Annotated in this window: 19 protein-coding genes; 15 read left to right on the top strand and 4 right to left on the bottom strand. The window is 42.9% G+C overall.

Annotation, left to right across the window (positions count from 1 at the left end):
• Positions 1 to 25 precede the first annotated feature (25 nt).
• Positions 26 to 1,117, top strand: a complete 1,092-nt coding sequence (gene rlmN, locus V7K41_RS04165; protein WP_334845861.1) for a 23S rRNA (adenine(2503)-C(2))-methyltransferase RlmN — start codon at positions 26 to 28, stop codon at positions 1,115 to 1,117.
• Between the two features lie 141 nt (positions 1,118 to 1,258).
• On the top strand, positions 1,259 to 1,726 hold the full coding sequence (locus V7K41_RS04160) for a hypothetical protein (protein ID WP_334845860.1): 468 nt from the start codon (positions 1,259 to 1,261) through the stop codon (positions 1,724 to 1,726).
• Between the two features lie 773 nt (positions 1,727 to 2,499).
• On the opposite strand, the gene msrA is transcribed toward V7K41_RS04160, so the two are convergent.
• Positions 2,500 to 3,168 (bottom strand): peptide-methionine (S)-S-oxide reductase MsrA, encoded by a 669-nt coding sequence (gene msrA, locus V7K41_RS04155; protein ID WP_334845859.1) that lies wholly within the window; start codon positions 3,166 to 3,168, stop codon positions 2,500 to 2,502.
• Between the two features lie 220 nt (positions 3,169 to 3,388).
• Here msrA and V7K41_RS04150 point away from each other — a divergent pair, with 220 nt between their 5' ends.
• The 8 genes from V7K41_RS04150 (at position 3,389) to V7K41_RS04115 (ending at position 11,029) form a co-directional block, all read left to right on the top strand.
• Complete coding sequence (locus V7K41_RS04150; RefSeq protein WP_334845858.1) at positions 3,389 to 3,826, top strand: YidH family protein; 438 nt, start codon at positions 3,389 to 3,391, stop codon at positions 3,824 to 3,826.
• Between the two features lie 122 nt (positions 3,827 to 3,948).
• The gene (locus V7K41_RS04145; RefSeq protein ID WP_334845857.1) at positions 3,949 to 4,107 is read left to right on the top strand and encodes a hypothetical protein; all 159 of its coding nucleotides are present in this window, start codon (positions 3,949 to 3,951) and stop codon (positions 4,105 to 4,107) included.
• A gap of 138 nt (positions 4,108 to 4,245) precedes the next feature.
• Positions 4,246 to 5,097, top strand: a complete 852-nt coding sequence (locus tag V7K41_RS04140; RefSeq protein WP_334845856.1) for an STAS domain-containing protein — start codon at positions 4,246 to 4,248, stop codon at positions 5,095 to 5,097.
• A gap of 11 nt (positions 5,098 to 5,108) precedes the next feature.
• Positions 5,109 to 5,522 (top strand): STAS domain-containing protein, encoded by a 414-nt coding sequence (locus tag V7K41_RS04135; RefSeq protein ID WP_334845855.1) that lies wholly within the window; start codon positions 5,109 to 5,111, stop codon positions 5,520 to 5,522.
• On the top strand, positions 5,509 to 5,907 hold the full coding sequence (locus V7K41_RS04130) for an anti-sigma regulatory factor (protein WP_334845854.1): 399 nt from the start codon (positions 5,509 to 5,511) through the stop codon (positions 5,905 to 5,907). The genes V7K41_RS04135 and V7K41_RS04130 overlap by 14 nt, the downstream gene beginning before the upstream one ends.
• A gap of 1 nt (position 5,908) precedes the next feature.
• A complete protein-coding gene (locus V7K41_RS04125; RefSeq protein WP_334845853.1) occupies positions 5,909 to 6,916 on the top strand; it encodes an ATP-binding SpoIIE family protein phosphatase in 1,008 nt (335 codons plus the stop codon).
• Positions 6,913 to 9,045, top strand: a complete 2,133-nt coding sequence (locus tag V7K41_RS04120; protein WP_334845852.1) for an ATP-binding protein — start codon at positions 6,913 to 6,915, stop codon at positions 9,043 to 9,045. Before V7K41_RS04125 ends, V7K41_RS04120 begins: the two co-directional genes overlap by 4 nt.
• 10 nt (positions 9,046 to 9,055) lie before the next feature.
• The gene (locus tag V7K41_RS04115) at positions 9,056 to 11,029 is read left to right on the top strand and encodes a hybrid sensor histidine kinase/response regulator (RefSeq protein WP_334845851.1); all 1,974 of its coding nucleotides are present in this window, start codon (positions 9,056 to 9,058) and stop codon (positions 11,027 to 11,029) included.
• Between the two features lie 346 nt (positions 11,030 to 11,375).
• On the opposite strand, the gene V7K41_RS04110 is transcribed toward V7K41_RS04115, so the two are convergent.
• A complete protein-coding gene (locus V7K41_RS04110) occupies positions 11,376 to 13,556 on the bottom strand; it encodes a recombinase family protein (protein ID WP_334845850.1) in 2,181 nt (726 codons plus the stop codon).
• An 87-nt stretch (positions 13,557 to 13,643) separates the two neighbouring features.
• Here V7K41_RS04110 and V7K41_RS04105 point away from each other — a divergent pair, with 87 nt between their 5' ends.
• Both V7K41_RS04105 and mltA read left to right on the top strand, forming a co-directional pair.
• A complete protein-coding gene (locus tag V7K41_RS04105) occupies positions 13,644 to 14,987 on the top strand; it encodes a proton extrusion protein PcxA (protein WP_442943117.1) in 1,344 nt (447 codons plus the stop codon).
• 111 nt (positions 14,988 to 15,098) lie between these two features.
• Entirely contained in the window at positions 15,099 to 16,391 is a 1,293-nt protein-coding gene (gene mltA / locus V7K41_RS04100; RefSeq protein ID WP_334845848.1) for a murein transglycosylase A, read from the top strand.
• A gap of 253 nt (positions 16,392 to 16,644) precedes the next feature.
• Here mltA and V7K41_RS04095 read toward each other — a convergent pair whose 3' ends face one another.
• Positions 16,645 to 16,878, bottom strand: coding sequence for a DUF3134 domain-containing protein (locus V7K41_RS04095; RefSeq protein WP_094350689.1), 234 nt, complete (start codon positions 16,876 to 16,878; stop codon positions 16,645 to 16,647).
• A gap of 209 nt (positions 16,879 to 17,087) precedes the next feature.
• Positions 17,088 to 17,555 carry a hypothetical protein gene (locus V7K41_RS04090; protein WP_334845847.1) on the bottom strand — a complete coding sequence of 156 codons (468 nt, stop codon included), beginning with the start codon at positions 17,553 to 17,555 and terminating at the stop codon, positions 17,088 to 17,090.
• Positions 17,556 to 18,357: 802 nt separating this feature from the next.
• On the opposite strand from V7K41_RS04090, the gene V7K41_RS04085 reads away from it, so the two are divergent.
• From V7K41_RS04085 to V7K41_RS04075, 3 genes are read left to right on the top strand one after another with little or no spacing between them, the layout of a single operon-like run.
• Positions 18,358 to 18,963, top strand: coding sequence for a hypothetical protein (locus V7K41_RS04085; RefSeq protein WP_334845846.1), 606 nt, complete (start codon positions 18,358 to 18,360; stop codon positions 18,961 to 18,963).
• Positions 18,964 to 18,981: 18 nt separating this feature from the next.
• The gene (locus V7K41_RS04080; RefSeq protein ID WP_334845845.1) at positions 18,982 to 19,353 is read left to right on the top strand and encodes a hypothetical protein; all 372 of its coding nucleotides are present in this window, start codon (positions 18,982 to 18,984) and stop codon (positions 19,351 to 19,353) included.
• Positions 19,307 to 22,054 (top strand): hypothetical protein, encoded by a 2,748-nt coding sequence (locus tag V7K41_RS04075; RefSeq protein WP_334845844.1) that lies wholly within the window; start codon positions 19,307 to 19,309, stop codon positions 22,052 to 22,054. The genes V7K41_RS04080 and V7K41_RS04075 overlap by 47 nt, the downstream gene beginning before the upstream one ends.
• Positions 22,055 to 22,246: the final 192 nt, after the last annotated feature.

The raw sequence follows: 22,246 nt of genomic DNA, 5'->3' as shown, positions 1-22,246 counted from the left end.
TCCAACATCAACTCGCGATTTTTTTATGTCTGCTACGCCTCTTGTATCTCAGGTTGACTTCAACCCAGAAAAATCAGAATTTATCCCTCCCCTTCTAGGTGCTTCTCTGGCAGAGTTAAACACTTGGGTGCAGCAACAAGGACAACCTGCTTACAGAGGAAAGCAACTGCATGAATGGATCTATGACAAAGGGGTGCGATCGCTAGCTGATATTTCTGTCTTCTCCAAGCAATGGCGCAAAGAAGTAGCAGAAATCCCCATTGGGCGCTCAATTTTACATTACCGCTCTGAGGCTCCCGACGGTACGGTGAAATATCTTTTACGATTAACAGACGGGCAGATTATTGAAACTGTAGGCATCCCCACCTTTGCAGAAAGGGGAGAAGGCCCAAAAGCCCGTCTGACAGTTTGTGTCTCTACTCAGGTAGGTTGCCCAATGGCGTGTGATTTCTGCGCTACTGGTAAGGGAGGCTACAAACGCAACCTAGCACGGCACGAAATTGTCGATCAGGTGTTGACTGTGCAAGAAGATTTTCAGCAACGGGTTAGCAATGTGGTGTTTATGGGACTGGGTGAACCGTTGTTAAATACTGAGAATGTCCTAGCATCCCTAAAATCCCTGAATCAAGATGTCGGTATTGGGCAGCGATCGCTTACAGTTTCTACAGTGGGGATTCGCGATCGCATCCGTCAGTTCGCGCAAAACAATTTGCAAATCACTCTGGCTGTAAGTCTCCACGCACCCAACCAAGCACTACGAGAAAAACTCGTCCCCAGCGCCCGCGCCTATCCTCTCGAAGATTTACTGGCTGAGTGTCGAGAATATGTAGAAATCACTGGACGGCGCGTTACCTTTGAATATGTTCTCCTAGCTGGTGTCAACGATTTACCAGAACATGCATTAGAACTTTCAAAATGTATGCGAGGATTTCAAAGTCATGTAAATTTGATTCCTTATAACCCCATTCAAGAAGTAGACTACAAACGCCCCAACCGCGATCGCATTCAAGCTTTTGTGAACGTTCTCAAGCAGCAAAATACTGCTGTTAGTGTCCGTTATTCCCGTGGTTTAGAAGCTGATGCTGCTTGTGGGCAACTAAGAGCAAGTAAGAATTAAATCTGCTCCAGTCAGTAAATTTAATTACTTTAATCTCACAGATATCTTGACGTTAGTCGCAATTGGTTCAAGAAGGCGGCAGTAGAAATTGTTATATTAAGGTTAAGCGATCGCTCAACCCAACCGATAACAAATAACTGTATGTTGAATCGATCATTGACGCTTAAACTTTGGCTACTAGCGATTGTTCTTGCAAAAGCTTTGCCGATGAATTCTCCTGCTTATGGACAAATAATTCAACCGTTTCCTCAGCAACCTGAGTCCTTTCAAGAAAGAATGAGACAACAACAAGAGGAGCAAACTCAGCAAACACAAGAGCAATTGAAGGATACATGGCTACGGCTCAACCTTCAACAACCACAACTACAACAACAACAGAACATACAACAGCAAGAATTTACACGACAACGGCAAGAACTAATACGCCAGCAACAATTTAGACTACAACAGCAAGAAACAAGACTACAACAGCAAGAATTTACACGACAGCAGCAGCTGAGAATACAAGATCAACAACTCAGACAAGATCAACAAATTAGACAACAGCAACAATTTAGATTACAAGAACAGAGACGACAGCAAGAACTTAGACAACAGAACAACCTGTGAAGTGTTCAAAATTTATGTTGAAAAAGAATTCCAAATCCTGAATTCGGAACAATAAAATGGCGGATACTTTGCGGGAAGCAAGCTACAAACTCGTTATTAATTGTAAACAGCTAAATCTTCTCTTTCAGAAAAGACAAGGGACGATTTAGCCTATTTTTTAAACTAACTTATTAATCTGCCAGTCGGACTCCAATTCATATTAAATTCTGACGACTAACACCTTTATTCTATTTTACGGTTGCTATATAGCAATCCGATTTGATTCCTGAATTACTCGTAGAGGCTGGGGACTGGGGACTGGGGACTGGGAAGAAGGAATAAAGGTGTACTGAGTTTTTTTCACGCAATCAAATATGAGTCCTATATAATGAGAAAAGTATTTCTCTGGCGTTCATAAATTACTGAACTATAAGTAAGTCGGTGCAATAAAACCAAACTGTGTGAAGAAAAGTAAATAAGGCTCAAACTCTTTCTCTCCCTGCTCCCTGCCCCCTGCCTTATCCCAACAATAATTATTTACGCCGACCTACTTAATGCAATATGTTTCGGTTAATCCCAAAAAATAAAAATATGTAGGTTGGGTTGAGGAACGAAACCCAACGTTTTACGAGGTTTGTTGGGTAACGCATTGCCTCAACCCAACCTACAAATATTCTTAATTAGACAAAACATATCCCTCTCCGAGTCGGAGAGGGAAAGACTTGAACTAAAGTTCAAGGCAGGGAGAGGTTCGTCGAACTCACCTTAAGCTGACTACCCCACTAACTCCATTTCTAACTACTAACTTGCGATTCAACTATACCCACGGGACAAGATACATTTGTCCCTCCTAAACCACAATACCCATTAGGATTTTTAGCCAGGTATTGCTGATGGTAGGCTTCAGCGTAGTAGAATTCCGGCGCATCCAAGATTTCTGTAGTAATCTTGCCATAACCTGCATCGTTGAGGGCTTGCTGATAAGCTTCCCGCGATGCTTCTGCTAGCTGCTTTTGACTTTCGGAATATACATAAATTCCCGAACGGTATTGAGTGCCAGTATCATTACCTTGACGCATCCCTTGGGTGGGATTGTGGCTTTCCCAAAAGACTTTGAGTAGTTCGGCATAACTAATCACTTTGGGATCGAATACAACCAACACCACTTCATTGTGACCGGTTCGCCCACTACATACCTCTTCATAAGTGGGGTTAGGTGTTAAACCAGCAGTGTAACCGACTGCGGTGGTGTAAACTCCTTTAAGTTGCCAGAATTTGCGTTCTGCACCCCAAAAACAGCCCAAGCCAAAGATTGCCTTCTCTAATCCGTCGGGAAAAGGAGGTTTTAAGGGATTCTTGTTGACATAATGAGCTGCGGGTACTGACATAGATTGTGCCCTTCCTGACAAAGCTTCTTCAGGTGTGGGCATAACTGCTTTTTTGCCAAATCCGAATAGTGCCATTGATTTTGACTCTGATATATATCTTTACCTTATTTACTATTGTAAAGATTCTGGCGATCGCTTGGGCTGTAAGTATTAATACTTTATTGATATTGAAGGTGCGTTTTCGCCGCACTGAGAGCGATTGTGGCAGTTGCGTAAGTCCTGTGTGGTGTTAGTCCATGCTATTCATCAATGTTATGAATACTTTTTAAGGCAAACTTAATCTCAGAAGATAATTATGGATAAAATACCGAAAATTGACCGTCAAAGGGAGCATCAAGCGAACGAACGTACATTTTTGGCTTGGTTACGCACTTCTATTGCATTGATTGGCTTTGGTTTTGCTATTGCCCGATTTGGTATATTTCTGCGCCAGTTGAATATTGCGATTATTCAACAAGAACCTCCGGTAAGGCCATTATCTAATTCGGAAAATTTGGGTGTTGCTTTGGTAATTTTTGGAATTTCGACTATTGCTTTAGCTGCATGGCGATACAACCAAGTTTTCTGGCAAATTGAACGAGGCGACTATAGACCAAATAGGTTAATGGTTTGGATAATGACTGGAGTAGTAATTATTTTAGGATTTTTCAGTATTCCTTTACTCTTAAGGCGCGATAAAGTACCTTCTCGTTCTCCAATTCCCATTCAACCACAGTCTCGAAATTTGCATTAAGTAAGTCGGTGGAAATAAACCCAACTATGTTACGAAACGTAAAGAGGCTTGAAACCCTTACCAATGACGCCACTTGCTTGAAGCCGGGGAACCCGTCCAACGCAGTGGCTCACCAATGACAAATGACTAATGACAGCCCTCTCCTGTCGGAGACGCTACGCGTAGCTTGCTTCCCCGAAGAGGTACACCAGCTATCTTTAGTTGCACCGCTCTACTTAAATACACTTTTTGGACGATCGCATTTTTTTGTAACTTTTTTGCCGATTCTCAATCAATCTTAGCGATCGCTGTATACCTGCACAATTTATTGCACTTCATATCTAGTAAGCTTTTAGGCTTTTTGTAATCATAGCTTTCACCTTGGGCTGAATCGTCATACACTGATTTTTAACTAATGAAAGGTTGCCCTCACAGAAACGATGAGTGAAAGTAAGATATCAGAGATATTAGAAACCTTCGAGGCAGACTTACTGTCGGAGTGGACTCAGGAACTAGCCATTGTCAATATTCGCAGAGGCTTGATTAAAGAAGCCCAGCTAAAGGAGGAGTGCCGGGAATTCCTGAGTTTGTTTCGGATTGCCGTTGGGCGGGGCAATTTTACCAATATTCAGGCAGCAGAGTGGCAGGAGATGCGGGAGATGCTCAACAGTATTTCTCGATCGCGATCGCAAAATGGCTTCACACCCTCAGAAACGGCTACATTCGTCTTTTCGTTCAAGCAATCCCTCTTCAAACGAATGCGTGAGCAATTGAAAGACCCCACTGAGTTGGGTGAAAATATCTGGCTAGCCACAGACTTACTGGATCGGCTAGGATTGCTGACAATTGAAGTATATCAAAAGACGCGGGAAGAGGTGATTTTGCGGCAGCAGGAAGAGTTGATGGAGCTGTCTACCCCAGTGGTTAAACTTTGGGAGGGAATTTTGGCATTGCCGATTATCGGCACCCTGGATAGTGCCCGCACTCAAATGATGATGGAGTCGTTATTGCAGAAGATTGTTGAAACCGGTTCGGAAGTTGCCATCATTGACATTACTGGCGTTCCCACCGTCGATACTTTGACTGCTCAACATCTGCTCAAGACCGTTACCGCCGCCCGTCTCATGGGAGCCGATTGTATGATTAGTGGCATTCGTCCTCAAATTGCCCAAACAATCGTTTATCTCGGCATTGATTTGGCAAATGTAGTCACGAAAGCAACGTTAGCCGATGCCTTTCTCATGGCGCTAAAACGATTGGGAGCGACCATTACCCGCTCTCAATCCAAATAGGTGCATAAGAAATGGAACGCATTCCTATACTCCAAATGGGCAATTTCCTGCTTGTGACGATCCAGGTAGATATGCACGATCGCCTCGCCATGACACTACAGGACGACCTGACCAGCCGCATCACTCAAACCCATGCTCACGGTGTATTAATTGATATTTCTGCATTAGAGATTGTTGATTCCTTCATTGGTAGGATTTTAGGTAATATTGCCAAAATGTCACGGGTGCTGGATGCTGAGACGGTTGTCGTCGGGATGCAGCCTGCCGTGGCAATCACCCTAGTGGAATTGGGGCTGTCGCTGACGGGCATTCGCACTGCCCTAAATGTTGAAAAGGGCATGGCACTGTTACAATCGTCACTCAATCAAACCACAAATCAAATCACTGCCACGAAACGGCGTGCAGATGACGATGCAGAAGACTGAAACGATCGACATTCAATCTTCTACAGATGTAGTTTTAGTTCGGCAGACCGTGCGCCAGCTTGCCGTAGAGATTGGCTTTGGCTTAGTAGACCAAACTAAAATTGTGACTGCCGCTAGTGAGTTAGCTCGCAATACCCTAGACTATGGTGGAGGCGGCACAGTAAAGCTAGAAACTCTTGAGGAAGGAAGACGACGAGGACTGAGGTTGACCTTTGAAGATCGAGGGCCGGGAATTCCCGATATTGAGTTGGCGCTTAAGGATGGGTTCACAACCGGGGGCGGGTTGGGTATGGGGCTGAGTGGTGCCAAACGACTTGCCAACGAGTTTGAAATTCAGTCTGCGGTGGGAGAAGGGACACAGGTAACAATTGTACGATGGAAATAAAATGAGAGAATCTGTCGCCATCACAATTATTGAATCCAGCCAGACCGGAGAAGCTCGGCGAGCTGCGATCGCTTTGGCAACTCAGCTTGGCTTTCAGGAAACTGAACGGGCCAAGGTTGGTATTGTGGTGACAGAGATTGCTAACAATCTGGTGCAGCACGCCCACGGCGGAGTAGTGCTGCTGCGATCGCTCAAGCAACATTCCAGAGTTGGCATTGAAATCTTATCGCTAGATAAAGGACGGGGAATGGTCGATGTGGATGAGTGTTTGCAAGATGGCTTTTCCACAGCCGGAACTTTAGGCAATGGAATGGGTGCAATTCGTCGCCTTTGTGGTTTATTTGAAATTTACTCCATTCCCAACCAAGGAACAGCGCTCCTGGCTCACCTCTGGCTAGACCCAGCACCTCATCTGCCTGAGAAGATTTTAGAAATCGGAGCGATCTGTTTGCCCAAACGAGGAGAAGAGGTTTCTGGAGATGCCTGGGCTTGTGAAATCGATGATTGTCGCAGTCTGTTGCTATTAGCCGATGGCTTAGGGCATGGGCCTGCAGCTGCCAGTGCTTCTGAAGCAGCCGTGAGAATGTTTCAAGAACATTCTCAGCGTTCTCCTGGTGCGATCGTCGAAGCTGCCCACGCAGCCTTGCGAAGTACACGCGGAGCAGCACTCGCTATTGCCGAAATCGACTTTGAACAACAGTCTGTCCGCTTTGCTGGAATTGGCAATATTGCTGCCAGTATTTTCTCCTTTACTGAGCACCACAATCTGGTGTCTCACAATGGCACGGTCGGACATGAAATCCGCAAAATTCAAGAGTTTCGCTATTCTTGGTATGCTAACGGACTTTTAATTATGCATTCTGACGGATTAGGCGCTAAGTGGCAGATTGATCGCTATCCAGGCTTGATTCAAAAACATCCCAGCCTGATTGCAGGTGTGCTATACCGAGACTTTAACCGAGAGCGGGACGATGTGACGGTGTTAGTTGCTAAAGGAATGGCCAGATGACAAGCGTTTTCACGATCGCCATCCAGTACGAACAGGATGTTGTGCAAGCTCGGCAACGAACTCGTGAGATCGCCGAGCAGTTGGGCTTTGATGCTCAAGATCGGGCGCGATTGGCAACGGCAGTTTCCGAAATTGCCCGCAATGCGTTTCAATATGCCAAAGGCGGAACGGTTGAATTTTCTGTGGCAGGAGAGCCGCAAGCGTTTCTGATTCGGATTCAAGATCGGGGTGGAGGCATTCCTGATTTAGCAGACGTTTTGGCAGGACGCTATACCTCTAATACGGGAATGGGGCTAGGCATCGTAGGCACTCGCAGGTTAATGGATTTCTTTGAGATTGAATCGCTGCCAGAGCAGGGAACAACGGTAACAATCGGCAAAAGGTTGTCGAAGCGCACGCCTACTTTCACCGATTCGCAATTGCAGCAGATTCGAGAAACCGTGATTGGGCGATCGCCCGAAAATCCCTATCAAGAAATCCAGCAGCAAAACCAGGAATTACTCCGGGCAATGGCAGAGCTACGGAAGCGTGAGGAAGAACTGAGCCAACTCAATCAGGAACTGGAAGATACTAATCGCGGTGTGGTTGCCCTCTATGCAGAACTGGATGAGAAAGCAAGCTCCCTACAACAGGTAAACGAGCTAAAAACCCGCTTTCTCTCAAACATGAGCCACGAGTTTCGCACGCCGCTCAACTCGATTCTCTCCCTCTCTCGGATGCTACTAGCACGGATGGATGGCGATTTGACTGTCGAGCAAGAAAAGCAGGTGACATTCATCCAAAAGGCAGCAAGCGGATTATCAGAACTGGTCAATGACTTGCTGGATTTGGCAAAGGTGGAAGCTGGAAAAATTGAAGTGCATCCCAGTTCCTTTGAAGTGAGTGACTTGTTTGGGACGCTGCGGGGGATGCTGCGCCCATTATTGGTTCAAGGCTCCTCCGTGGCGCTGATTGTCGAGGAACCTGAAGGTATTTTGCCGCTCTATAACGATGAGGGGAAAGTCGCTCAAATTCTGAGAAACTTTGTCTCGAATGCGCTCAAATTTACCGAGCAGGGAGAGGTGCGTGTCACCGCTGTGCAAACGGGTCATACCGTGACCTTCTCTGTATCTGATACGGGCATTGGCATTGCTCGCGCCGATCAAGAGCGGATTTTTGAGGATTTTATGCAAATTGAGTCCCCTCTGCAAAAGCAGGTGAAGGGAACCGGTTTAGGATTGCCGTTATCGCGCAAGCTAGCGGAGCTAATTGGCGGCAGCATTTCGTTGAAAAGTCAGCCGGGTGAGGGTTCTACCTTTACAGCATTAATTCCCATCGTCTACCCAGATGCTACCGAATCGACCACCGTACTGCAACCAATCGCATCAGTTGAGCCAACTCGCCTGCCCATTCTGGTGGTTGAAGATCATCCAGAAACTCTATTTATTTACGAAAAGCACCTTCAAGAATCAATCTATCAATTGATTGCTACTCGCACCCTAGCTCAGGCAAGGCTTGCTTTAGAACAATTTCGACCGGCGGCGATTATGCTAGATATTCTGCTGGAGGGGCAAAACGGCTGGACGTTCTTGCGAGAAATCAAAGGGGATGAAACAACTCGCACTATCCCTGTACTCGTTATTACCATCATTGATAACGAGAAGCAAGCACTGGCGCTAGGAGCAGACGGTTTTCTAATTAAGCCAGTAGACAGATTGCCGCTGTTGAACAAACTCAATACGCTAATTACTGAGAACAAGCCTCAAAAAGTCTTGTTAATTGACGATGACCCCGCTTATCGGTATATTGTGAAACAATTGTTGATAAATACACCGTTGAGTATTTTAGAAGCCGCGAACGGACAGGAAGGATTAAATTTGGCACAACGGGAGCAGCCAAACGCGATCGTGTTGGACTTGGAGATGCCAACGATCGCCGGGTTTGATGTACTCAAGCAGCTTAAGAACAATTCCTTCACTCAGTCAATTCCTGTAATCGTCCACTCATCTGCTCAACTGGATGCAGAAGTGCATAGCCAATTAGCGAAACAAAGCATTGCGATTGTTTCCAAAGAAATAGGCTCTCAAACCACAGCGATCGCTCAACTTCAAGATGCGCTCGTCAAAGCCGGACTTGTTCTAGAGGTTTAAGAGGAAAGTCATGTCTGAGCCACGGGTTACGATCCTGCATGTTGATGATAACGAAGCTAATCGTTATGTTGTTACCCGTATTTTGCAAAATGCAGGCTTTAGTGTCCTGGAAGCGGCAACTGGAACGACAGGATTAGAAGCCGTTGCTAACTTTCAGCCTGACTTAGTAATTTTAGATGTCCAATTACCAGATATCAGCGGCTTTGAAGTTTGTCGCCAAATTAAGGCAAACCCGGAAATGGCTTTTATCCCTGTGCTACACCTTTCTGCAAGTTTTGTCCAAAGCCAGGATAAAGCAGAAGGCTTGGATAGCGGTGCCGATGCTTATCTGGTGCAACCCGTTGAACCGATTGAACTGCTTGCCACTTTGCGATCGCTCCTCCGAATTCGTCGGGCGGAGGAAGCTGCTTTGTCCTCAGCGCGGGAGTGGCAAACCACCTTTGACTCTATGAACGACGGCGTATCTCTGGTAGACCCAGAAGGTATGATTCTGCGCTGTAATCGAGCGATGATGCAGCTTTTTGGCAAGCCCTACCATGAAATCTTAGGTTGTGCTCACCATGAGTTGATGGGCGCAGAATTGGGAATCGGCGATGGCACTTGTTTTCGCCGTGCGAAAGAAACTCACCAACGGCAAATTCTCGAATTTCAGTCTCAAGAACGGTGGTTTGCCAAAACCATCGACCCGGTACTTGATGAGCATGGGACTTTCACAGGTGCCGTTTTCATCCTGTCCGATATCACCGAACGCAAACGAGCAGAAGCCTTGCTGCAAGATCAAAACGATCGCCTCAATCAATTGATGATTTCTTTGCAGCAACAGACTGAACAAGCGCAGCAAGCCAACCGCATCAAAGATGAATTTTTGGCAGTACTGTCTCATGAATTGCGATCGCCCCTGAATCCGATTCTAGGTTGGGCAAGAATTCTGCAAAAGAGTCACCAAGATGCAGCTAAAACTCAATACGCCCTCGAAACGATCGAGCGCAACGCGAAACTGCAAGCACAACTAATCGAAGATTTGCTCGATGTGTCGCGCATTCTCCAAGGTAAGTTGAGTTTAAACACATTTCCAGTCAGTCTTACTTTTACCATCAAAGCTGCCCTTGAAACCGTGCGGCTTGCTGCTGAAGCTAAATCCATTCAGATTCAAACAATATTTGAACCGAACGTTGGGCAAGTGTTGGGTGATTCTGGTCGCTTGCAACAAGTTATTTGGAATCTACTTTCTAACGCGATTAAATTTACCTCACAGGGTGGTCGAGTAGAGGTACGGTTAGAAACAACCAAGGATGAAATAGATACTCATCCTACGGAATACACTCAAATCACTGTCAGCGACACTGGTAGGGGTATCTCTAGTGACTTTCTGCCCTACGTCTTTGACTACTTCCGCCAAGCCGATGGGACAACGACGCGAAAATTTGGCGGGTTGGGGTTAGGGTTAGCGATCGTGCGTCATTTGGTTGAATTGCACGGCGGAACTGTTCAAGCAGCCAGTCCTGGAGAAGGGCAAGGAGCAGTGTTTACAGTCAAACTTCCACCGATCGCTGCTTCAAAATTGAATCAAGATAATACTGCCGATCGCGATCGCTCAGATTTCAATCTGAATGGATTACAAACGCTGCTTGTAGACGATGACAAAGATTCGCGGGAGTTCATTGCCTTCGTGCTAGAACAGTACGGCGCACAAGTGACTGAAGCGGACTCAGCACATGATGCTTTGAGCAATTTGGGGCAAGCAAAATTTGATTTGTTAATTAGTGATATTGGTATGCCCGATATGGATGGCTACACACTAATTCGTCAAATTAGAAAGCAGCCACCCGATCGGGGCGGAGAAATTCCAGCGATCGCCGTGACTGCTTATGCGGGAGAAATCGATCGACAACAAGCACTAGCCGCCGGATTTCAACAGCATATTTCTAAACCAATTGAGCTAGAACTATTAATAAAGGCTATTTTGAATATAGTAACGGTCTAGCAACCTGACTTTTGCTGTTCTTTTTGGAGAGGATGCCATCGCTCCTGTTAAGCCCTATCTTAAAGTCCCATTTTTTTGTCGCTTATTCTTATTAACTATTAAACCATAAAGCACTTATCAAGTTACTATTGATTCTGATAGGACTTACGCAAAAAACCTCTCTAACTCTTATTCCTCTGTGTTCTCTGCGTTCTCTGTGGTTTGATTTTCCGTGACCTGTGCGTAAGTCCTGTCTGATAATCAGCGTTTTAGTATTAACAACAAAAATAAATATGCCCACACTCCATCCCTAAGCGGATAGAGTTTTTTGATTGCTATCAGTTACGAAATCTGGGTATAAAGACACTCAATTAACATTAGCCTCAGAAATAACTGTCACACAGGCATTTACTAAGGGTAACAGCGGCCCTAGTTGCTCTTGTCCATTTACGGCTAAATCGCTGTGACACAAATAAACTCTCTCAGATACACGAGAGAGTAAATCTGTCAAAATCCTTTGCAGTCGTTGTTCTTGTGCGAATTTTTCATCTTCTGCTGTCCAAGGTTCGCCTAATCTATCTCGCAGGAAAAACGGCGCACCGAACAAAGTAGCCGCGCCACCTTTCGCCCATAGAGGTGAACCAGCATCCAGCCAAAAATGCCACTGGTGCGATCGCCTACTAGATCGATATTGAAATATGGTTGCTAATGTGACAGCCTTTCTCGCTCCACCAATGGGACGCACAGGGTAAGCGTTGGCGGTAATCGTACCACGTCGCAGTAATTGAATGAATTCAATAATAGTTGTGTGAGGCGTTGTCTCCACTGGGGCAATTTGTCGTAACCTGGTGTCAATTTCCCAGTAGTGTTGGGCAGTTTCTAATAATTCCCGCAATGCTGCTAGTTGTTCGTAAGGAAGATTACTACCATTCCACAAAAAACGTTGAATTGCTCTGTCTAACAGAGAAATGGGACTGGGAATTAACCGCAATTCTTGTTGCGATCGCTGCTCTTCTAACCACTGTAATATCTCACTATAGGCTGTAGTAGCTGCATAGCCGATTCGATCCCAGCGCTCAAAGGCTGACACTGGTAGCAAATTGGGGCGATCGGGATGGGGTACAAAGCAGTAATCTGCAATCAAACCAGCACGTACCGGGTCAATATCAGTAGAGACGCGATTCATCGCGTCTGTAGAGTTTTGTGATGGTTGTTGTTTCCTGCTCAACACAACCAGCATTTCTGCGACGGCATCCCGATCTACTAGTCGTCCCAAGCCGGGATAAACTAGCGCCAGCATGGTGAGTAAGGCGCGAATCACGGGCGAACTAATTAGGGGACGTTGGTCATTGAGCGATTCTACTTGGATGTTTTGCTTGACGAGGATTTCTACTAGAGTATAACGAGCGATCGCATCTAAACCTGGTGCAATAATTGCCACTTCTTCTGGTTGCACTTGCTGTGACTGGATGGCATTAGCAATTACCTCTGCTGTCTGCCGCAATAATTGGGCGCGAGAAGTAGTTTGAATTGAATGCACTGTTTTTGGTAAACTCAACAGTACCATCGGTTCTGTGACTAATTCCACCATCTGTTTAGTCAGTTGTTCGCTCAGAGACTCTGGAGGCGGCCCATTCAAAATTTCTACCCGACAACGCTCTGCTAACCCTTCTAAATAATTGGGATCTGCTCCCAATCCCAATCGCACCGCACCGTCAGGATTGTAGCTAAAGGCCCCGACTGCACCGCGATCTAATAGCAACTCAAACAAAAGCCGCGCTACGCTAGGATAGTCATCGACATCATCCGCCAGTACCGCCTGATAGCGTTTAGTTAGATGCTGCTGGTAATGGCGATCGTTTAACAAATGCTGACTGTAAAGTTCGGTAATAATCCCATAAGTTAGTAACCCCCTATCTAAACACCAATTATGCCAATCTAGTAGCAAAGATGCCAAAAATTCCGGCTCTAAAGTTGTGGTATTTTCCCCAAACCCCTTGGCCAAAATCTGGGCAATATCTTCGCAAGGTACACCACTGTAAGCTGCTAATTGTAATAAGTCCAAGATGCGACGCACCAAACGAGATTCATTCACTCCCGCAAGACGTAAAATTTCTTCGTCTAATTGGGGACGCCAAAGTTTGGTTGCTAACTCTTGCTCAGTTTCTGGTCGCAATCTTACCGGAAACTGTGCCTTCAGGTTCAACGAGTTAATCAGCAATGGCCAAAATAAAATAACTTCATCCTGAAAAAAACCTAGTAGCGTCTTGGCACGAACCGGATATTTACCAAAAGTAGATGTAACAATTATATCTCCTAATTCTCGACGATTATCATCATTGGCAGCTAAGACTAAAACTCCCGGTTCTGTTTGTTTAATATCTAAAAATTCCGGTATATGACCAGTTTTTTTCCGTCCTAATTTTTTAGTATAAAATGATTCAGTATATGGATTTTCTGATTTTACCCAATTACAAAATTGCTCTACCAAGCGAGCCGTCTTACCACTGCGGCTACTGCCAACAATCCAAACCGAATGAGAAACCACAAACTTTCTCCTTGTAGATTTGTTAGTATACCTCGTGCGTTAACTTAAGGTTAATAGTCACCAAATAATACTGAATGATTGTCTGCAATGAAAAACTCTGTTTTTAGTCAAAAAATCTATTCTTTCTTACTTGCTGCTTATCGATGGTACTTACAGACTCCTGAACGTTCTTTACATCAAGCTTACGATGCAGCATTAAAGGTTAAGGAAATAGAAGATAAGCATTTCAATGGTAACAAAATAGACATTGACTCAGCCATGTACAGTAACAGCGTGATGGATTATTTTGAGTCAGACCTCAACAAGCTATTAAAAATTGCCAGAATGCGGCTGACGGAGTTTAGAGCAAGCCGTTGGTTTCTAAATGAAGAAAATCAAAAAGCTGCTCAAAAAGCAGGTATAGAGTATCTGACTCCTTCTTTAGTTTTGGAAAAGCTAAACTATATCGACCAAGTTTTATCTAAATACACAACAAATTCCGAGCGAGTAACTTCTAACGCTTTAGTAGTCAAACCTCCAATACCAGTTAACTCTGTGATATCTGACGACAAATCGTTGCTCGTCAATACTCCAACATTACCACCCAAAATATCAAATCAAGACTTAAATCATAAACCAAAAGCCAAGAGTAAAACCGATACAACGGGTGTTTTACCTCGCTCTATTTTAAGTACTATTACTCGTCTGCAAGTTGAATTAGACCCTAATTCGGAACAAGAAGTAATTCAGAATTTTCGTCAAACTCAAAAAAGAACAATAATATCTCTCAGGTTTCTTTTACTATTAATTATTGTACCACTTTTAACGCATCAGATAGCAAAAGCTTTTGTAGTCGGGCCAATTATTGAGAGATTTAGAAGCACTCAGGAAATGCAGATATTTCTCAATTCCGAAATGGAAGAGGAAGCCTTTGGAGAATTACAAAGATTTGAAGAAAAGCTCAAGTTTGAAAATCTCATTGTCAAAGCTCCTCCACTGTTACCTGAGCAGATAGAGACTGAAATGAAAAAGAAGGCGAAAGAGCTGGCTGAAGAATTTCGTCACGAAAGCTCTGGTGCAATCAAAAATATTTTTGCAGATATGTTTTCGGTGGTTGCTTTTATCTGGCTTTTGCTAGTTAGCAAGTCTTCTATTGCTGTACTCAAAGATTTCTTTGATAATATTGTCTATGGACTTAGTGATAGTGCCAAGGCATTTATCATTATTTTGTTTACTGATATCTTTGTAGGATTCCACTCTCCTCATGGTTGGGAAGTACTTTTAGAAGGTGTATCGCGTCATTGGGGATTACCAGCAAGTCGAAATGTTATCTTCTTATTTATCGCCACATTTCCGGTGATTTTAGATACCATATTTAAGTATTGGATCTTCCGATATTTGAACCGGATATCGCCTTCTGCTGTTGCGACTTACCGTAATATGAATGAATAGGGGATTGGGGATTGGGGATTGGGGATTGGGGATTGGGAATTGGGAAAAATTTTTGGTTTTTGATTTTAGAATTTGAGCGAGGTGGGATAATCTTAAAAATTTTGAATTTTAATGAAAAAGACACTTACTGGATTAGGAAAGTTTAACAAAATTATCGCCATCAGTTTACCTGTGATTTTGTCAATTTTTCTGGTGCGGATGCAATCTTTGACGCATCAGGAACTCATTTCGCCAGAATGTCAGGTAAAAAAGTGGGATCTACCAGTGTCCTTGACTGCTGAAAATCAAGATGCATTTCCACAAAAACAAAAATTACCATTAATCCCAAGACTACCAATCACTTGTTGTCAAAGTGATACCTCTTGTTTGGATGAAGTAATTTATGGAAAAATAGCAGAGAAAAAGGCACTGATAAGTGCGATCGCCCACAGTCTTCAATATCTGCAAACAGCTAATGCTGCGGCTGCTTATCAAAACTATCCGGTGGCTGGAATTACGCGCGATCGCATTTTCAAAAGTTTGAAAAGATTCCGCGAACTCCTATTAAAAACTAATTCTGCAACAGAATTACATCAAGCCATCCTGCGAGAATTTGTTCTTTATCAGTCAGTCGGTAAAGATAACAAAGGTTCCGTTTTATTCACCGCCTATTATGAGCCACTTTACGCAGCCAGTCGCGTCCCCACAACCGAATATTGCTATCCTGTTTATCGCTTACCTCCCGATCTCAACTCCTGGACTAAGCCTCATCCAACACGCAAAGAGTTAGAAGGAGTAGATGGTTTACAAAGTGCAAAAGGGAAATTGCGAGGATTAGAGTTGTTTTGGTTTCGCGATCGCCTCGAACCATATCTAGCTCAAATTGAAGGTTCGGCGAGACTTCAGCTTCCCGATGGAACTCAGACAACAATCGGCTATGCGGGTCATACCGCTTATAATTACAAAAGTATTGGACGAGAATTAGCGAATGATCGCAAATTACCCCTACAAGGTATGACTCTGCCAATTATTCTCGATTATTTCCAAAAGCATCCCCAAGAATTAAATATTTATATTCCGCGCGATCGCAGCTTTGTTTTTTTTCAAGAAAATCACGGTGAGCCAGCGCAAGGTTCTATCAACGTACCATTAACAGCAGAGCGTTCTATTGCTACAGATAAATCTCTCATGCCTCCTGGTGCTTTAGCGTTGATTCGCGCTTCCATTCCCTTTGTTAATCCTACTGGAAAAATGGAAGAACGCATCGTTAGTCGCTATGTTCTTGACCAAGATACCGGAGGTGCAATTAAAGGTGCAGGTAGAGTAGATTATTTTTTAGGTACTGGGAAAATAGCAGGCGATCGCGCTGGTATTACAGTTAGTAATGGACAATTATTTTATCTCTTACTCAAGTCCAAGAATTAAACACACTCGCATTTTAATACTAAAATTCCCGACTTTTTAGAGCAGTCAGGAATTTTAGCCTTTTGGCGTAAATGAGACACCCATTCCAAATCAATGGAACGCTTGCGATATAGTAATTACGAATTACGCTACTAAGTAGGTGGGCGTAAATATTTGTCGTTGGGATAAGGCAGGAGGCAGAAGGCAGGAGAAAAGAGGGTTTTAGCCTCGTTCATTTTTTAACACACAGTTTGGTTTTATTCTGCCTACCTACTTAGGCTTCCAAATCCATTTCAGCATCATCATCGTCATGATCGTAAGGGATATCGTCAAGGTCTATCATTTCGGAAATTTCTTCTACTTCAGTTAGATACTCAGATTCTTGATGTTCGCGCTCGATTAAACGACCAGTAGACTTCAGCCATTCCAAGAGAATAAACTCATTACTTGTACGAATTACAGGCGCTCGCTGGTTACGAGGTTCTTCACGCAAAGGACTTATAGGCATAAAAAAAACTCACTTTGAATTATAGGTTGGCGTACAAAAACATCAAAATTGTACATTCAGGTTAAAAGTCTTGTATGACAAGCTTTTTATCAACAGACGAAATATGACCCATTGAGGTTTTCGTCTCAAGTCCATCTAGCTATTTACCATTAAAATGTCCCCGCGTCAGTTTTAATCATAAATATTCCAGCCGATGCAATATTATATTATTACAAAGCATTTGGTAGCTTGACGAGAGTTTCATACATATCAGAGGGTAATGCAGATAGTCTATTCGCTACAGCGACTGCATCAGCTAAGTTACTAAATTGACACCGGACTATTTCTTGTCCATTTCCTGAAGGGAATCGTTTCCTAGCTTTACTAGATACGGCACAAATAATCGCTAAAGCTTTGGCTAACCCGTCTTTTGTCAATATTGTTTCTTGAACGAATCCTTCGACAGGGATAAGGCAAACCTCAAACCGATAGCCAGGTCTGGGAGAAACAGCTATATCGATATATGGTTTATCTTCTTTTCTGATTCGGCGTAAATATTTGGCTGTCGAATTATGATCGTGCAAATCAGTCCCAAGGGCGTAAGTAAAAAAGCAATCTTCTGTGAGGGACTCAGGACGAGTAATTATATCCGTGGGCATAAGTTCCAGTAGTATCCGTAGGTTGTCTGTGTGTGTCACACACTAGACTTGTCCGTTCTTATTAGCACATTTTCTTTGACAGTTAGGTGTATCAGTGTCACGCGAGGTATTACAATACATTTCGGCTAACTAAAATTTCAATTTTTGGAATACTTATGACATCAAATACCTTCAGAATCAAAGGGTGTAGAGATTTAGATTCGGAGAGGGGTCTATGATAGTCAGTTATATAACCGAAAATATTTCTCAACAGATAAAATTATAACATAGTTGATGCCAAATCCTGCGATCGCTTCACCTATGCCTAAAAGCGATCGCAATTACAAATTATCTGATATCTAATTTATTTATACCTATGTAATTTTAAGCTTAGAGATTACTCAATTTACTGCTTACCATAGTTGCTTCCTACGTTCTCATTAAATATTGCAGGCGGTTTGGTTGAGAAAAGTTATTAAACCTTTACTACTACCAACTGAAGTATATCTGAATGTAACGCTCGAATTCACAGGGCTATAAGTACTGTTTGGGAATCCGGCTAGGGCTGGGGGTACATGCCGACTGATTACAGGTACTGATGGCAATTTGTGGGGGACAAGCTCTACAGGTGGGGACAATAATACTCGATATTTGCAATCCAGCTTCTCAAATCAGAGAAATTTGGTTTTAGATAAATCTTAATATCATGTTAACTTAACTTCAGAATACTGATGTAGAATATAGAACTTTACTACAGGTTTATGATTTGATTAATAATAATCATGTTAAAGCATGTTAAATTATAATGGTTGTAATATTTAACACAGCATTTAATTATAGTACACCATAGGAAAATTAGCAAATGTTTAGACAAAGTTCTCACAAGAGAAACTTTTTCAAAGCTTTAACTGGTAGTGCGGCGAAAGAATCTCACAGGTTAAGACTGGCATTTAAATCCTGTCTGACTATTTTGCTTGAATCTGTACCTTTTTTGATTGCCTGTGCTGTATTTGTTAGCGCTATCAGCCTAAAAAGTCCTATCCTGCTGTTTTGTTTACTTGTTGGTAGTTTAATTGCAGTCATCATCCAGCAAATTGGGCAGCAAGTGAATTTACCAAGGCGATCGCTAATATTATTACAAATTCTAGCAGCAGCCGTTATTCTGAGTTTATATTGGTTAGACTGGTTTGCAGCCCCTGCACAAGCACAGTTTTTTGGGGAAGCTCAAAAGTTTTTTGAAAAAAGATTAACAGGAACAAATGCTGGTGGTGGCGAGGCAGTAGGTTTGATATTTAATGTGTTGCGGGCGATTTACTTACTCTATATAGCAATTTCTCTGGTTGGTGTGATTAACGCAGTGCGTAAAGATGAAGATTGGCAAAGCATTGCCAGAACTCCCCTATTAGTAGTTGTTGCTGTTACCATTGCTGATGTACTCACACGCTTTGTAATTGGACCACAGCAGTAAATAATTTAGATATTTCAAATGTCTCAAGAGCGGGAACAAGATTTTCGTCCAGTCAATCAAGTCCTGGGAAGTCAACCCTCATTAGGGCCCATCCCTGCCGATCAAATTCTTCCTTGGACGGTAATTGCCTTAGCCTCCTATTTTATTATCAATGGAATTTTTGGGGGTCTTTTCCAAGAAGAGTTTCAAAAATGGTTGTGGACAGTACTAATGACTGGTTGGGGAATAGGAACTTGGTGGATCTTAACTGGTGGTAGGAGTTGGAGTTTTTTAAGTAAATTTATCGGCGTTCCCGCTTGGACAAGAGGCTTTGCTCGTTATCAAAGCTTATTGGAAGTAAACCATGAAGCAAAAAATCGGAAAACAAAGCGTCGGCATCGCCGGAAGTGAAAGTAGATTAACGCCATTTGAAGATGCCTTGCACTTGGCGACAATGCTGCGTGTCGCAATGAATGGACGTGATATTGGCGCTTATCTGTTAACAAAAGGTACTCAAAAAGATCGGTTCTGCTTTGTTTTTGGTTTTGATTGTAAGGGAATTCATACCACCTTAAGACCTGAACAAATTGATACACTTTTTAATAACATTGAAGCCGGATTAAAAGACATTCCTAGCGGTGAAAGGATGACGCTGCACTTGGGTTCTTTTAGTTCAGATAAAGAGCGCCAAAAAGAGTTAGCAACATTAATCAGAAATGCATCATCGCGAGACATCAAATATTTGTTGATGGCGGAGAGAGCCAGAATTAAAGAACTGACTATTTCTGGGATTCGTAAACCTAAATTTTTGCGGATTTATGTAACTTACACCATTGAATCTAACTCGCAACACGCAGATGATTGGATAGAAAAGCTTTTAGTCAAAGCAGAATCCTGGTGGTTGAAATTTAAAGGCGATCTTTTAGAAGTAGAAAATCAACGTATTGAAACCCTGATTACAAATGCTTATAACCAGGGTTTTCTCCGCTGGGAACAAATCTTATCTAACAAAATGGGATTGGATGTCAAACCTTTGACTGCTCATGAACTCTGGGGGGAAATCTGGAAAAGGTTTAATGATACGCAGCCAATAGATATTCCCCAGTTAATGACATTAGATGAAGAAGGATTACACGAACAAGTTAATTCCGATTTAGCTAGTACTAAATTACTTCTAGACAATATCCACGGCACAACTTTGCTGATGGAATCTAGCGTACCTTGTGCCGATCGCCGCTGGGTTAATGTTAACAATCGTTATATTGGCGCACTGTCATTTCTGGAAAAACCCGGCGGTTGGACTAATAAATCGGCTCAACTGCGATATTTATGGGAATTGTTGGCCAGAGAAACAGTAGTAGATACAGAAATATTTTGTGAGTTGACTGCTGCAAATCCAGCATTGGTAAAAACTACTCTGCAACGAGTGTTGAAGCAGTCAAACATGACAACGATTCTGGCTCAAGAAAAAAGTAAAACTATTGATGTCAATGCTCAATTAAAGTTGAAAAAGTCGGTAGCAGCACAAGAACAGTTATTTGAAGGTGCAGTCCCGATTTATACGAGTGTCGCTATTTTAGTACATCGTCCAACTTTAGAAAAATTAGATGAGGCGACAAGATATATTGAAAATTGTTTTCAACGTCCAGCCAGAGTAATTAGGGAAAATGAATATGCCTGGAAAATTTGGCTGCAAACTCTACCAATAGTTTGGGAGGGTTTATTAGCAACACCCTTCAACCGTCGCCAGCTATATTTAACAAGTGAAGTTCCGGGATTAATGCCTCTAGTTTTAAGTAAAAAAGGTGACAGACAAGGTTTTGAGTTGATTGCTGAAGAAGGTGGAACACCAATACATTTAGATTTATTTAATCAACACAAAAATTTAGCTTTGTTTGCGACAACTCGTGCTGGTAAATCGGTATTGGTATCAGGAATTTTAACTCAGGCTTTGGCGCATGGGATTCCGGTTGTAGCGTTAGATTTCCCCAAACCTGATGGGACATCTACTTTCACTGACTACACAGAGTTTATGGAGGGGAATGGAGCCTATTTTGATATCTCCAAACAATCGAATAACTTATTTGAACAGCCAGATTTACGATCGCTAGAAGCAGAACAACAGCGCGATCGCTTTAATGATTATACCGCCTTCCTAGAATCAGCTTTAATGACAATGGTTTTAGGATCGTCGACTGAAAGTCAAATTTTATCGCAAACCGTGCGATCGCTCCTCAACCTCGCTTTAGAAGCCTTCTTTAGAGATGAGGGGATCAAAGAGCGATATCGACAGGCGATGGAAGGAGGATTTGGCACTCTTGCTTGGCAGAAAACCCCCACTTTAAAAGATTTTCTCTTTTTCTGCTCGCCAGAACACTTGCAGCTAAGTTCTTTAACTGGCAGAGTAGAAGACGCCCTCAGTCAAATTCAATTGCGCTTACGCTTTTGGCTTTCTAGCCGCGTGGGACAAGCCATTTCTGCACCATCCAGCTTTCCTACCGATGCACAACTTTTAGTTTTTGCTCTCAGAAACCTATCAGATAGTGAAGATGCAGCCGTACTATCCTTGAGTGCTTATTCAGCCGCACTCCGACGCGCATTAAGTAGTCCAGCTTCCATATTCTTTATCGACGAAGCACCAATTTTATTTGAGTTTGAGCAAATTTCCGACTTAGTTGGTAGAATTTGTGCTAACGGTGCTAAAGCCGGTATCAGAGTCATCTTATCAGGACAAGATCCTGACACCATTGCTAAATCTAAAGCTGCATCGAAAATATTGCAAAACCTGACAACACGATTGATTGGACGCATTCAGCCAGTTGCAGTTGATAGTTTTGCAGACATCTTGAAATATCCCCGCCAAGTTATTTCTCGTAATGCCTCAGAAAGCTTTTTTCCCCGCAAAGAAGGTGTTTATAGCCAATGGTTATTAGATGATAATGGTATTTATACATTCTGCCGTTACTATCCAGGTTACGAACAATTGGCAGCAGTTGCTAATAACCCTTATGAGCAAACTGCACGTAGCCAAATGATGCAACTTCACAGCGATAAATATGAAGCAATTTCTGCGTTTGCACGTCAGTTAGTGGCCACTCTGCGTAGTAGTTAATCGGGTTATGTAAGTAATTAATAGTGAGTCAAACAAATTTGGATTTTAGATTGACTGCACTGCACCCACTCTTAGTTTGTAGCTTAGAAATTTTAGATTTTAGAATAGGGTCGGGGATTGAACCGAAAAACTAATTCTATTATCCAAAATCCAAAATCAGCACGGTTCAAAAGCTAAATTTTTACCTCACTA

Origin of the sequence: Nostoc sp. (genome assembly GCF_036917415.1) — a bacterium.
Taxonomy (GTDB): domain Bacteria; phylum Cyanobacteriota; class Cyanobacteriia; order Cyanobacteriales; family Nostocaceae; genus Nostoc.
This window is presented reverse-complemented; position numbering and strand designations above follow the sequence as displayed.